The 13008-nt window shown below is 51.4% G+C and carries 9 protein-coding genes; all 9 read right to left on the bottom strand.

Annotation, left to right across the window (positions count from 1 at the left end; all coding sequences use genetic code 11):
• Positions 1-23: 23 nt before the first annotated feature.
• Positions 24-3422 (bottom strand): SusC/RagA family TonB-linked outer membrane protein, encoded by a 3399-nt coding sequence (locus NEV57_RS00810; RefSeq protein ID WP_257656384.1) that lies wholly within the window; start codon positions 3420-3422, stop codon positions 24-26.
• A gap of 171 nt (positions 3423-3593) precedes the next feature.
• Positions 3594-4754, bottom strand: coding sequence for a FecR family protein (locus NEV57_RS00805; RefSeq protein ID WP_257656383.1), 1161 nt, complete (start codon positions 4752-4754; stop codon positions 3594-3596).
• Positions 4755-4882: 128 nt separating this feature from the next.
• Positions 4883-5650, bottom strand: a complete 768-nt coding sequence (locus NEV57_RS00800) for a carbohydrate-binding family 9-like protein (RefSeq protein WP_257656382.1) — start codon at positions 5648-5650, stop codon at positions 4883-4885.
• 8 nt (positions 5651-5658) lie between these two features.
• The gene (locus NEV57_RS00795; RefSeq protein WP_257656381.1) at positions 5659-6315 is read right to left on the bottom strand and encodes an RNA polymerase sigma factor; all 657 of its coding nucleotides are present in this window, start codon (positions 6313-6315) and stop codon (positions 5659-5661) included.
• 44 nt (positions 6316-6359) lie between these two features.
• A complete protein-coding gene (locus NEV57_RS00790) occupies positions 6360-7670 on the bottom strand; it encodes an aspartate aminotransferase family protein (protein ID WP_257656380.1) in 1311 nt (436 codons plus the stop codon).
• A gap of 33 nt (positions 7671-7703) precedes the next feature.
• A complete protein-coding gene (locus NEV57_RS00785) occupies positions 7704-9062 on the bottom strand; it encodes a hypothetical protein (protein WP_257656379.1) in 1359 nt (452 codons plus the stop codon).
• 56 nt (positions 9063-9118) lie between these two features.
• On the bottom strand, positions 9119-10873 hold the full coding sequence (ggt, locus tag NEV57_RS00780; protein ID WP_257656378.1) for a gamma-glutamyltransferase: 1755 nt from the start codon (positions 10871-10873) through the stop codon (positions 9119-9121).
• 82 nt (positions 10874-10955) lie between these two features.
• Positions 10956-11486 (bottom strand): RidA family protein, encoded by a 531-nt coding sequence (locus tag NEV57_RS00775; protein WP_257656377.1) that lies wholly within the window; start codon positions 11484-11486, stop codon positions 10956-10958.
• A 50-nt stretch (positions 11487-11536) separates the two neighbouring features.
• Positions 11537-13003 carry a M81 family metallopeptidase gene (locus NEV57_RS00770; RefSeq protein ID WP_257656376.1) on the bottom strand — a complete coding sequence of 489 codons (1467 nt, stop codon included), beginning with the start codon at positions 13001-13003 and terminating at the stop codon, positions 11537-11539.
• Positions 13004-13008: the final 5 nt, after the last annotated feature.

The following is a 13008-nucleotide window of genomic DNA, read 5'->3' as shown; positions in this document are numbered from 1 at the left end:
TTTAAGATAGCAATTGCCTTCGGTTAAAATGTTAACTTTACGTTCAAGCCGATATTCCGGGTAGCCGGCAGCGAGTTATATTCAATACCGCCATAATTTCCGGTTCCGGATACGAGCTCGGGATCAAAGGGGGCTTCCCTGCTAAAGAAAAACAGGTTTCTGCCAATTAATGAGATCTTCGCATCTTTTACCCATCCGTTTTGGCTGATCAGGCCGGTAAGCCGATAACCCAGCACCACTTCCCGCAGTCTGATACTAGATCCCGAATAGGCATAAAATTCGCCCGCCGGATACCGCTCGCCGACCGTACCGAAATAACTCTGCGGGGTGATACTCGTTGTATTTTTCTCTCCTTCCACGGTATATGCATCCAATATAATTCCCTCCTCACGGCCCCACAACGATGCCTTGGAATGCCCGTCGGCATCCAGTAATGCCTGGGTTCCGGCGATTACCGTACCCCCGTTTCGATAATCAATCAAAAAGCTCAACGAAAGCTCTTTGTATGCCAGGCTATTGTTAAACCCAAGGTTATAGTTCGGGTTATAATTACCCAAGTATACTGTTTTACCTGCTGTCAGCAACGGTAGCCCCTGATCTGAAACCAATGGTCTTCCCTGTTCGTCCCGCTGCCAGCCCATCCCCCACATATCACCATAACTACCCCCAACTGCAGCATCTATAAGTACCTGTCTGTCATCAACAATAATAGCGCGGGTTACTTCGTCAGTTAACCGCTCCACCTTATTGACATTCTTGGAGAAGTTAAGCGTGGCATCCCAGGAGAATTCACCGGTGCGGATGGGCACCACATTCACCGTCGCCTCTACTCCGTGGTTATTGATCAGTCCTGCATTGATGTACTGGTTTGCAAATAATGAGGCTGCAGGTGTTGATATCGTGATCAGCTGGTTTTTTGTGTCGGTGTTATAATACGTAAAATCAAACCCAAACCGGCTGTTGAAAAAACGCCATTCCGCCCCGATCTCAAATGCCGAGGTCAATTCGGGCTTGTAGGTTGGAAGCGACCGGGTTGACGGGGTGCTGACTAATCCGCCGCGTGCCACGGCGTAGTAATTCCGGTCGCGGTAAGCCGAGCCTCCCGAGCCGGAATAGGCCAGTGAGAGCCGGACTTTCCCATAGGTCACCCACGAAGGGAACGATAGCATATCGGTCAAAATGCCGGATAATCCCACCGAAGGGTAAAAGTACGACTGATTACCCGGCGGCAATGCCGATGACCAGTCGTTACGGGCGGTAACATCCAAAAACAGGTAATCGTTATAAGACAAGGTAGCGGTAGCATAAACCGACTGCACCTGCGGACTTTGAACAAAATTATTGTCTGTCAGCGGACTGCGTGCATTAACCAGAAAGAAATAATTTTGCTTATTCAACCCATTAGCGTCCACCGACATACTGGTGGCACTGCCCTGCTGCAGGGAAGCACCCAGATTCGCACTCAGGTTAATGGACGGTGTCAAATCGCGCTGCAGGGAAAGTAATGCATCTACGTTGGTACTTTGTCTGGAATAATCACCGGTTATGTAGTTCGATCCCAGTCCATAGGTGGTATAGGTATCGTTGTATATTTTGTTCTCCGTTTTCTCCATGGTTTTATCGATGCTTCCGCGCACCAGAAGATCTATCCAGTCGTTGAACCGATACCTTGCAGAAAACAGCCCAAGCACCCGGTCTTTCTTTTCGTGGAAAATTTCACGGTTCAGGTTCCAGTATGGATTTGACAAAATAGAAGAGCCCGGATTCCAGTAACTTTGACGCTCCACACCTTCCTCATCTATATAGGCAAAATCCTTCATCTGATCCAACGGAATGGAAACCGGTGCACGTAATATGGAAGACAATGCATACCCCCGTTCACCCGTATGTGGCATATTATCAATTTCGGAATAGATGTAAGAGATTTTCGTCGTAAAGGAAAGTCGGTCGGAAATGGTGTTATCCAGTTTCAAATCGATATTGTGGCGGACCATATCGTTGTTCCTGAGGATACCTTCCGCCACAACATTGCCATAGGAGAAAAACGTTCTCATCCGCTCATTCCCCCCGCTGGCACTGACGGAGTTGGTCACCGTTTTTGCTGTTCTCAGAAAATTCTTTACGTTATCGGGGTGACCCACATAAGGCACCACATTGCCGTTCCATAACGTTACTTCCTGCCCATCGGCCTTCGGGCCATAGCTCCGCTCGGAATTCGGTGAATAAACGCCTCCGTCGCCCTGACCATATACATATTGGAATTCCGGAAGTGCAACGGCCTGGTCCAGGGTCATTCCACCGTTATAGTCGACTGTGATTTTACCACTTTTACCGCTCTTGGTTGTGATTATGATGGCGCCATTCTGGCCCAGACTCCCATACAGTGCGGCCGCTGATGCACCTTTTAACACGGTCATGCTTTCAATATTATCCGGGTTCAGCATGCTTATTCCCCCACCACCGTCGCGACCGCCGAAACTGGTTCCACCGGAAGCACGGCTACCCGAGTTCAGCGGTACGCCGTCGATAATGTATAATGGCTCGTTATTGCCAGTTATCGAGCGGCTGCCCCGCAGCAGTACCTTAGACGATCCCCCCGGCCCTGTCGCACTGCGGGAAATAACCACCCCGGCCACTTTTCCCTGCAAGGAATTGATCATATTGGTTTCCCGTGCCTCATCCATACTGGAACCATCAATCACCTGTGCGGAATAGGTAAGCGATTTCGCCTGGCGGACAATACCTAAGGCGGTTACCACTGCGCTTTCGAGTTGTTGGCTGTAAGCGGCAAGGGTGATGTTCAGCGTACCCGATTGTATGGTAGCAACCTGGGTAACGTAACCCAGGTAAGAAAACTCCAGCTGTTTTACGGTTGTCGGCAGTTCAAGGGAATACATGCCGTTATTATCCGTAGTAGTACCCTGGGGGCCATCGGTCACGCGTACCGTAACACCTGATATCGGGTTACCCAAACTATCCGTTACGCGCCCGCTTACACCATTCTGCCGGGCTGCAGGGACGGTACCCTGCCGGGATGACGGTGGATCGCGCTGTTCCTCATCCCGCACGGGTTTGAGGATAATTTCCTTTCCTTCAATCTCAAAACTCAGCTTCTGCCCTTCCAGTATCTTATCCAGGGCCACGTCGAGCGGTGTCCGTACAAAATCTACATCAACCGGCTTGGCATTATCCAGAAACCTAGCGTTAGCCAGTGTCAGGTAGCCCGTTTGCTGATTGATCTCTTCCAGGATCTCCCGAAGATCTGCCTTGCTCCGCTTCAGCGTAATCAACTGCGTCTGGTTTGCCACTGCTGTCTCCACCTGCAGAATCGCCATACTAAAAGAAAATACCATTGCAATCCGTTTGAATTGCAGCCACCAAAGTAAGCCTTTACTTTGGCGGTTCTTCCATATTGTATACATTTGCAATACATGTTTTGGTTAACGGATAGCCTGTAAGTTTGTCGCTCCAGACTATCCGGATAAAAGCTCAATATGATCGCTGAACAATCAAGACCTGAACCGGGAGCAGCTGCTTCCGGTTATTACTTTTCTGGTGCCGGAACCTGCCGGCAGCGCAGCTGGGTAACCGCCTTACTTCGTCGCCATAACCCTCCTTCCTTCTATCTTAAACTGTACGTCCCCGGTTGCCTGCAGGCGCCGCAATACCTCATCCACGCTTTCATACCGCGATACGCCTCCCCAGAACCGGCTGTTTTTATCTGCTCCGGCGAACACGACCTCTACGTCATACCAGCGGGATATTTTTTGCATGATGCTTTCCAGGGATTCGTTGTCAAATGAAAATATCCCCTTCACCCAGGCCGTTACTTTAGCGGCGTCCACCGGATGGATGACAATGCTGTCGCCGCGAAGGATACTTTGCTGGTCCGGCTGAAGAAAGACGGAATCACGGAAAAGACGGTCCGAATCCGGTTTCTTCCGATAATCTATGCGTACCTTGCCACTGACCAGGGTAGTCCGTATGGCCGGTTCGTCACTATACGCCGAAACACCGAAGGCCGTTCCCAACACTGTAATTTCCTGTCTACCTGCACGTATCCGGAACGGGCGTGTCCGGTCCTCCGCCACCTCGAAATAGGCTTCTCCAACTAGCTCAACCATTCGTATATTGTGCTGGAAATGAGTGGGGTATATAAGTTTACTCGCTGCGTTAAGCCATATTTTTGAACCGTCTTCCAATACAATGTGATATTGTCCGCCCCTAGGCGTTTCGATGGTATTGGTTGTAGACCGGATGCCAGGGCCCGGGCCGGCAACTGGAGTGCCGTCGCTGTACATCATTTTATCTCCCTGCGCGACGACCCCCTCCTGTTCATCACTCAGCTGCACCCGGCGTCCGTCAGCCAATGTGAGCATTGCCGCATTTCCGCCGGGTTGAATGGTGTTGGCACCGCCCCGGTCGAGATAAAAATAATATCCCGAAAGCAGTGCAAGGAGCATGATCGCTGCCGAATAGCCAATGGTCCGGTACAGTCGCCGCCGCTGTAAAGAAGCGGCATTTGCGGCGCTGATTTTTTGCCGGAGTAGTTCATAGGCCCGTTCCTTTTCCCGCATGCTGCTTTCGTGTGCGAGGAAAACAACCGCCTGCCGGACCGGCTCAATCTGGTCGGCAAGGTCCGGATCGAACTGGAGTTTGCTTTCCCAGAACGACACATCTGCTGCATTGCGGCCCAGGCAATAATTCAGAAAACGTTCATCGTTCAACAGTGCCGAAAGTTCCTTTTCCTGCATCTCGTCCAATTTTAGGGAATAGAGCAGGAGTTGCTGATTTTTCCCAATGAAAAAATCAGTTTATTATCGGGAGCGGTATAAAATAACCTACGCGGCCCGGTGTTCCGTCGGAAAGCGGCTGTAAAAGTTTACTGAAAAATCAACGTACCAAAAAACTGCGGGAGATGGAAATTAGGCTTGGGGTAATCGACAGGTGACCAGGTAATCCAGTGAGGATTGATGCTTTTGCTTGCCGTTTTATAAAAATTAGCGTGCCATATAGCACCCGGGCCCGGTTGGGTTACATTGGAAAATGCGCCGAGTACGGCGAGGGGAATCCGGTATTCGATTGTCCAGTCTGTCGGCTCCGTAATCTCAGGGTCGATCACACTGGGCAAAGAATGAGCAATTTCGACACGCTTAATATCCGTCGAATCCAGTTTAGTGAATGTTGTCCATGGTTCCGTAACGTAATATAACAACGGGGTGCCCCCGGCATTGATTTCCAGGTTAAAATACTTTTCCGGCGAAGCCGAATCGGGGGCGAAAAAGAACTCCACACAGGCATCCTGCGAAACACTGCCATTATATTCCCGGACAGTGCTGCGGACGTAATGGTCTTTGACATGGAAAATAACGTAAACATTAGTGTCATCATACATCATTTTCACTTCGGTTTCGGGCCAGAACCCCGGTGCTTTCCCCATGTAATTGCTTAGTTTAATGGATGGAACGTCCTGCCATTGCGGCTTATTCCATTCGGCATTGATGGGTAGATCGCCAGTTAACCGTTGTATCCGGTAGGTTTCTTTCGGCCGTTCCGCTGCCACAGCTTCGCTCGGCTGACGGGCCATTACAGAAGTAATACAAAGGAAATAACTGATCAGGAGAATGCCGTAGTTGTGTGCTAATTTCATAGGATAGTTTACTGGTTTTCAAATTGGGATGCAACGGCCGAAACCCCTTCGGCAATCAGCATCAGCATGTATAAAGGTAAATAAAGTGCAATAAACGAAAGAATATAATGTACCGTTTTACCCAACAGGTTACGCAGCTTATCCACGGCGATGTAAATGGTGTTGTAGGCCGTCTTCTCTGATACCCGGTTGCTTAGCGAAATCTCCCGGTACGACATGCCTAGGTAAAATTTCTGGTAGATCATCCGGTGCTGTTTTGCAGGCAATTGGCCAATCAGCTTTTTCAATGCGCACTTCAGTTCGTCATCCATGCTTTGCTGAATCAGCTGCACTTCCGGCGACGGGTAAACGTGCTCTTCCGATAACCATCCGGACAGCTCGCGTTCTACGGGTACTTTGCGGAATAATTTCCGGATAAAAGCAGTAACCAAGTAATTATGATGGTCCCTCACATTCAACAGCCTGCTCCGATTTTCGTATACATAGAGAAATAGGTCGTTAATACTATCTGCTACCCGGTCGGCACGCTGGTTTCTCTTACCGCCTAAAAAACTAAAATAATCATAATAATGTCCATAAAGACAATAGAATGCCTGTTCATTTGCATCGCTGATAAATGCATCCCATGCGGTCTTCAGGTCCCTGCCGTTTTTTGTCGGATTCATGCGCAAACAATTAAATAAGGCCTACCCGATGGGCATTTAAGTGATTACCCGCTGATCCCTTTCATTACAGCGCGAGACGCCTCAATAGCCCGGCTGATGTCTGCCGGTGTATGAGCGGCACTGATGTAAAACAGTCCCCGGCCGATAATGCGGATTCCCTCATCGTGCATACCCTCAATGAATTCGTTTAGCCTCGTACGGTCTACTGTCAGCGTATCCCGGTAGTCCGTCAGGGCTTTTTTAGTCGTAAAACTGATATGGAACATCGGTCCCATGCCCTGCACCAGGACCGGAATACCGGCATCGTGGGCAGCATTCCGCAGTCCCTCCATCAATTCCTGTCCAAGCTGGAACATCCGGGGATAGGGATGCTCCTGTTCCAGCACTTCAATTGTGGCAAGCGCCGCAGCTACGGTCGGGTTACCGGCATTCATGGTCCCGGCGTGAATTACACGGGCCTGTTCGATCGCATCCATCCAGGATTGTTTACCCACAACAGCGCTGATCGGATAACCACTCGCCAGTGCCTTGGCGAATATGGATAGGTCGGGCGTAACCCCGAAATGTTGCTGTGCACCGCCCAGGGAAAGACGGAAACCGGTAATCACTTCGTCAAAAATAAGCACGATGCCGTATTGGTCGCATAAGGCCCGAAGTCCTTCGAGAAACCCGGCAGCAGGCGGAATACAACCGTTGTTGCACATGACCGGCTCCGTGATAATGGCCGCAATATCGGCTGCTGATTCAGCCAGTGTCTGCCTGACCAGGTCGAGGTCATTCCATGGCAACGTAATAAATTCGTCCTTCGACCGGTCGGGCAGTCCTTCCGACCAGGGGAATACATTCGGATGTTCGCGACTGCCAAGCGCATCCACGGAAGGCGTGGATATCCCCCAGCTTACGTTATCGAGCCACCCGTGGTAATGCCCTTCAAAACGCAGGAATTTTGACCTGCCCGTTTTCGCGCGGGCAATCCGGAAAGCAGTCTGTACAGCCTCGGAACCATCCAGGCAGAAACGCAGCCGTTCCGCCGAAGGAATCAGCTGCTGGAGTTTTTCCGCCAGTTCGATTTCCCGCAGATGCTGGCCGGCAAACAGTTGTCCGTCCCTTGAATAATCCGACACCGATTTCAGCACATGCGGATGGGAATGCCCGAGAATCAGGGGTCCCTGGCTTAACGTAAAGTCAATGTATTCATTACCGTCGACATCCACAATCCGGCTTCCCCTGCCGTGTGTATAGAAAATCGCGTGCGGGTGATTGTATTTCCGGAACTCAGAAGAAACACCGCCGGCCATTACTTTTTTTGCCCGTTCCAGTAAGGCAGCAGATTTATCATAACTAAAGTTAGGCATAACTAATTGGTTAATTAGTAATTTGTTAAATAATTAAGATGCTTTGGGTTTAAACTTCTCCGGGATAATAAACTCGTATCCTTTGGGCGGCCAGTTTTCCATGTCTTTTCCCGTGGGCCGTGGACTGGTCGGACGGATCGGTTCGTAACCCTCCGCTGAGTAGCGGATATTCAGGAATGGGGTTTCCCTGACTTTTCCGCCCTCCACCGCCGAACGGATCGCCATATCCATGATACCGCTGGTTAACAGCGTCCGTTCAACCGGAGTGGTCGGCTTTCCGGTAACCATCAGCTTTTGGATATTCAGCGTGAGGTAACTGAAATGCGAATAGCTCATGCTGTTATCGAGCACAAATTCCGTGGCGACTACCCGGTCGTCTGCCCTGGCCGCATAAGCCCAACCGGAATTGACATATTCATCCAGCATCAGAATGGCGCCCGTCAGGCCGTCATTATAGTTGATGAGCACGGCCTTGGGCTCTTTTACCAGTTCCCGGTACGACCCGCTTGCCCTGCCCCTGATGCTGTTGCACGCCGCATCAACCAGTTCTTCGGAGATTTTCCCCTCATCCATGGCTTTCCACACGGCATCGCCAAGTAATCCCTGAACGCTGGCCACGCCTGTTTCGCCACCGGCACGCCGTTCAACCATGCACTGCAGTATCTCGGCCACATGAAACCCATAAGCGTCAAGCGATGCATAGCCAATGGCCACGGCATCGGTAATTTTTGTACCGATCGGGTGTTCCAGTCCCGGGTCGCGCCAACAAACGGGCAGCGAGGAACCGGCCATCATCGGTACACGCAGCTCTTTCGCGCGATCGTACACCCATTTACTGTCCAGCCAGCTATAGGACAGGTGCTTATCGCTAAAAAGCGGCACCGATTTATCGGAAGCGTCAAAGACGCGGAATATCTGTTCCAAATAGTTCATCCGCGGGTACATTTTTACCCCGTAGCGGCTGCTCGGGTATTCGCCATGTTCGCCGACATAGATTACCCCGTCAACCGCAAGCCGGTCGCCGCCGAGTGTAAGGGCATCCGCGATCGTATCATATACAGTTGCATTATTCATTTTGGCGATGCGCACACCGGTATCATTAGCACCGATCTGGTCGATCCATACCGAAACAATCCGCACCTCCGGTGCTACGATGCCCTCGTCGGTCGGTATCCCGGCAAAGAGTTTCGTCCCGATCACATCGGCGTGGGCGCTGTTGCGGTAGATATTGGCAATCAGTGCGATTTTTTTGGGTTCCTGCCGAACGGGATGTGGCCCTGCCGGCTGTGCCTGTGCGCCAGCTACCCATTCAGGAAAGAGCGACATGCTGGCCACGGCGATGGCCGACTGCTTAAGGAAACTACGCCGGGGATGATTGGATTCTAAACTCATAACTACAAAATTTTAAACTAGTTATTAAATGTATATAAACACGAACATTAAATAAATTACCAGCCCATCGCGTAACCATTCCGCCGCGGATCAGCTCCGCCTATGAGCCAGCCGGTACTGCGGTCAATGGCCACACCCTGCACCCCGCCAACGGTCATGGTCCAGTCGCCCAGACTGGTATCCAATACATAGCCCATGGCCTGGAGTGTTTTGCGGACTTCCGCCGGAACACGTGTTTCCATGATGAGTTCGGTTGCCGGCACACTGCCCAGTTCATCTTTCCACCGGAACCGTGCGGCGCTGATGGCGTCCTGGATGTTCATACCGAAATCCACTACATTCATTGCCACCTGTGGAACGGACTGGAGAATACCAAAGCTTCCCGGCGACCCGACGATCAGCTCCGGCTTTCCATTGCGGTGGAACTGCATCATCCCACCAATGCACCAACCTACCGCCTTACCCGGTGCAACGCTGTTGGCTTTACCCGGCTCAAGCGTCATCCAGTCCATCGCACTGTTAAACACCAGTCCGGTTTTACCGGCAACATAACCCGATCCAAAGCCACCTCCGTGGGTTTGGATGATGACCACGGCATTGCCCCATTGATCCACAGCCGACAGGCTGGTGGTTGCAAAAGTATACCTCGGATTGCGGGCATCATCCATTGGAATCGGGAAAGGCACGTCCGAAAGCGCTGCTTCCTGCATCTTCACTTTCCGCTGCTTTACCCGCTCAATCACTTTTTGACGTTGCTGCGCAATATAGTCGTCGGATAGTAGCCGGTCCACCGGCACAGGAACGAAGGCCGGGTCACCGATATACGTATCGGTGTCGGTCCGGCTCAGGTGAATGGCTTCCAGTAAATAGGCAAGGTAGTCGACGCTGTTGTGCCCTAACGCCTTCAGGTCAAAACCTTCCATGATTTTCAGTACCTGCAATTGCTGGATGCCCATTCCCGGCGGCGGATTATTATAAACTGTATAGTCGCGGTATTGGATGGATATGGGATCTACCCAATTCACCCGGTCAGGAACCGCCGCAAGATCGGCTTCGGAAATAAAACCGCCGTCGCGCTGAAAAGCAGCAGCAATCTGCCTGGCAATATCTCCCCTGTAAAAGACATCAATACCTTCCTCCGCGATACGCCGCATGGTCCGTGCAAGCGGTTTATTGGTGAAAACATCACCAATCACATATGGATCTTTGCCATTTTTCAGAAAAATGGCTGCTGATTCCGGATAATTGATGACACGGTCGACCGTTGCTGCCCACATTGCCTGGTCCATTTCCGTAATCGGGATGCCGGTTTCAAGGTAGTCGATGGCGCTCTCAAAAACCTCCGCCAGTGACATCGTGCCGTAATCTTCCAGCGCCCTGTTCCATCCCGCGAGGTTTCCGGGAACGGCTACTGTTCTGGGTCCAACGGTTTCCATTACCCCACCATGCCCCGCACCGTCAGCATATTTATCGTCGCCGGCCATTGCCCGGGCATCAAAGTGTTCGGGAACCCACCCACCGAAGATCAGGGACCGTACCCGGTTTTCCTTAGCCGAATAAAACAACATGTAACCTACGCCGCCTGTTCCTGACATGTACGGTTCAACGGCGTTCAACGTAGCCGCCGCGGCAACAATGGCATCAATGGCATTGCCGCCTTTCACCAGTATTTTCTGTCCTGCCAGTGTAGCCAGCGGATTGGCGGTTGCCACCATGCCCTGTTTCCCTAATGCCGCGGGTCTCAGGTTTTCCTTGGATGCCTGTGCACCTGCGGGTAATGTATACCACGTCAGGAAAAGCAGTGTTAACATAAATATTGATTTTATTCTTTTCACAATTAGAGTATTATGTATCATCACATATTGTTTTTGTTCAGTTAATAGTAGACGTCAGCTATTCCGCTTTCAGTTCAACGATCATCTCGATTTCAATCGGAATGTTCCGGGGCAGCGAACCCAGGCCAATGGCGGACCGGGCATGTTTACCTTCCGGACCGAATACCTCGACCATTACTTCCGAAAACGCATTCATTACCGGTATGTGCTCGGTAAAGGAGGGTACCGCGTTGACCATGCCGAGTACCTTGACTATTTTCTTCACTTTATTCAGATCGCCGATCTCGCCCTTAAGCGCTGCCAGCAATGCAATAGCCGTTAACCGGGCGGCTTCCTTTGCCTGTTCCACATCCACCTCCTCGCCCACTTTACCGATCATCAATTCGCCATTGGGCAACAGCGGTCCCTGGCCCGAAAGGTAAACCACCTGGCCCACACGGCTTGCCAGTTTGATATTGGCCGGTTCCGTCGGAATCCGCAATTCAATCCCCAGTTCCTTTAGCCGGGCTTCCGGATTTTGTGCCTGTAAACTAAACGGACAGCAAACCGACATAAAAAAAGCAATGACAATGACAGGTATAAATCTCATGTTTAATTGATTTGGTGATTAGTAATGGTAATTTAAAAGCCTCGTTATGATTACCGTTCAAAAGGAAACAGCGGTTTTCGCCTGCGGCGGAAAGTGAACCGCGTCATATCAGCCTGGGTAACACCCGGCGTATTAACCTGAATAATGGTCGGACATACCGGTGCATAAGCCGCAATGGGTGCATTGACACCCTTTGCAACCACGGCATCAACCGCTTTCGGGTCGATGCCGAAAGCGGTCAATTGCCTCAGGCTAAACGGTGGAACCCGTAGGGAAGTCAGCATGATCACGCCCCCGACATTGGTCGTCACAATTGCCGTTTTTCCCATTTTATAATTAACCTGTCCGCCGTGCCGCGGCCTGTCCTCCTGAAAATTCCCGTCATTGACCTGGAGCAAGCTGACCTCTAGGGTGTATTGCTTTTCCCCTTCCGGTCCAATACCATCGATGAGCAGGTGAAAACGATCGCCGGGTTGGTGTCCGGATGCCTGCACAACAGCCTGTGGATCGCAAATACAGACAAAATAGCTATATTGCTGTTCCGCTTCCAGTGCTTCCAGCAGGCAACAGTTGTTGCCCGGGCTGCCCCCACCGATATTATCGCCCATATCCAGCAGCAACACCGGCTTTTCGCGGTGCTCAATTAACGCGATTGATTCCGCCACACTGTTTTTCCGGCCCACAAAACGCTCCCTGTGCTCCACGATGTAGGCTTCCAGTTCTTTCGCTGTTACCAGAGCCAGTTCCGGATCACCGTCGGAAACCACGATGACTGACGTGCCCATCTCATCGACATCCGCATAAGGGAAACCCAGCTGGATGCTGATCGACAGTACGCCTTCCCGCTGTTCCAGTTCCCGGGCATAGGCATACAGGCTTTTGCAGGGTTCCTGTTCGGTAAATTGCTGTTCAATGCTAATGGCAACAGGTACCTGTACCAGTTGTTGCGAAAGGCTGGCTTTCCCCTGCAGTAAATGAACAAGCAGTGTGGCTGCCTCCTTTCCGCGCTGGCGTTGGTCAACGTGCGGGTTTTGCTTATAGGACACCAATGCATCGGTTGATGCAACCATAAGCGGGCTCACATTCGCGTGGAGATCCAGTGTACCCACGATGGGGACACCGGGTCCGGCCTTTTCCCGCAATTTACCCAGCCAATGGCCGTCCATATCTGCAATTGCCTCACTCACTCCCGCACCATGAGGCACCACCAGGAATGCATCCACCGGTGACACCTGATCGACCTCCTCCATCATATCATCCAGCAGGGTCCGATAGGCTTCCGCCGTAATCGTGCCGCCGGGAGTCGCTTCGGCATAAAACAGGGGAATGACCGTAATCTGATGCTGGTCCAGCACCTCCAGCATCCCACCGATTTCATGGTGCGCGTCCCGGTATTCCCTTCGGATGTCATCCCCCTTTAAATAACGCCCGTTCCGGAAGTTATCCAATGTGGTGGGACGCTCGACAAACGTATTGGATTCGTGGTATATGCCCAATAGCGCAACTTTTAAAGCCATAGCTT

Source organism: Parapedobacter lycopersici (genome assembly GCF_024643285.1).
GTDB classification, from domain to species: domain Bacteria; phylum Bacteroidota; class Bacteroidia; order Sphingobacteriales; family Sphingobacteriaceae; genus Parapedobacter; species Parapedobacter lycopersici.
The sequence above is the reverse complement of the archived record's forward strand: the minus strand, read 5'-3'. Positions and strand labels throughout refer to the sequence as shown.

Excerpts from the sequence above, each read along its gene's own strand:
- NEV57_RS00800 (WP_257656382.1), bottom strand. The coding sequence starts at position 5,650 with ATGAAATTAGCACACAACTACGGCATTCTCCTGATCAGTTATTTCCTT.
- ggt (WP_257656378.1), bottom strand. The coding sequence starts at position 10,873 with ATGTTAACACTGCTTTTCCTGACGTGGTATACATTACCCGCAGGTGCA.
- NEV57_RS00790 (WP_257656380.1), bottom strand. The coding sequence starts at position 7,670 with ATGCCTAACTTTAGTTATGATAAATCTGCTGCCTTACTGGAACGGGCA.
- NEV57_RS00795 (WP_257656381.1), bottom strand. The coding sequence starts at position 6,315 with ATGAATCCGACAAAAAACGGCAGGGACCTGAAGACCGCATGGGATGCA.
- NEV57_RS00770 (WP_257656376.1), bottom strand. The coding sequence starts at position 13,003 with ATGGCTTTAAAAGTTGCGCTATTGGGCATATACCACGAATCCAATACG.
- NEV57_RS00775 (WP_257656377.1), bottom strand. The coding sequence starts at position 11,486 with ATGAGATTTATACCTGTCATTGTCATTGCTTTTTTTATGTCGGTTTGC.
- NEV57_RS00785 (WP_257656379.1), bottom strand. The coding sequence starts at position 9,062 with ATGAGTTTAGAATCCAATCATCCCCGGCGTAGTTTCCTTAAGCAGTCG.
- NEV57_RS00810 (WP_257656384.1), bottom strand. The coding sequence starts at position 3,422 with ATGTATACAATATGGAAGAACCGCCAAAGTAAAGGCTTACTTTGGTGG.
- NEV57_RS00805 (WP_257656383.1), bottom strand. The coding sequence starts at position 4,754 with ATGCAGGAAAAGGAACTTTCGGCACTGTTGAACGATGAACGTTTTCTG.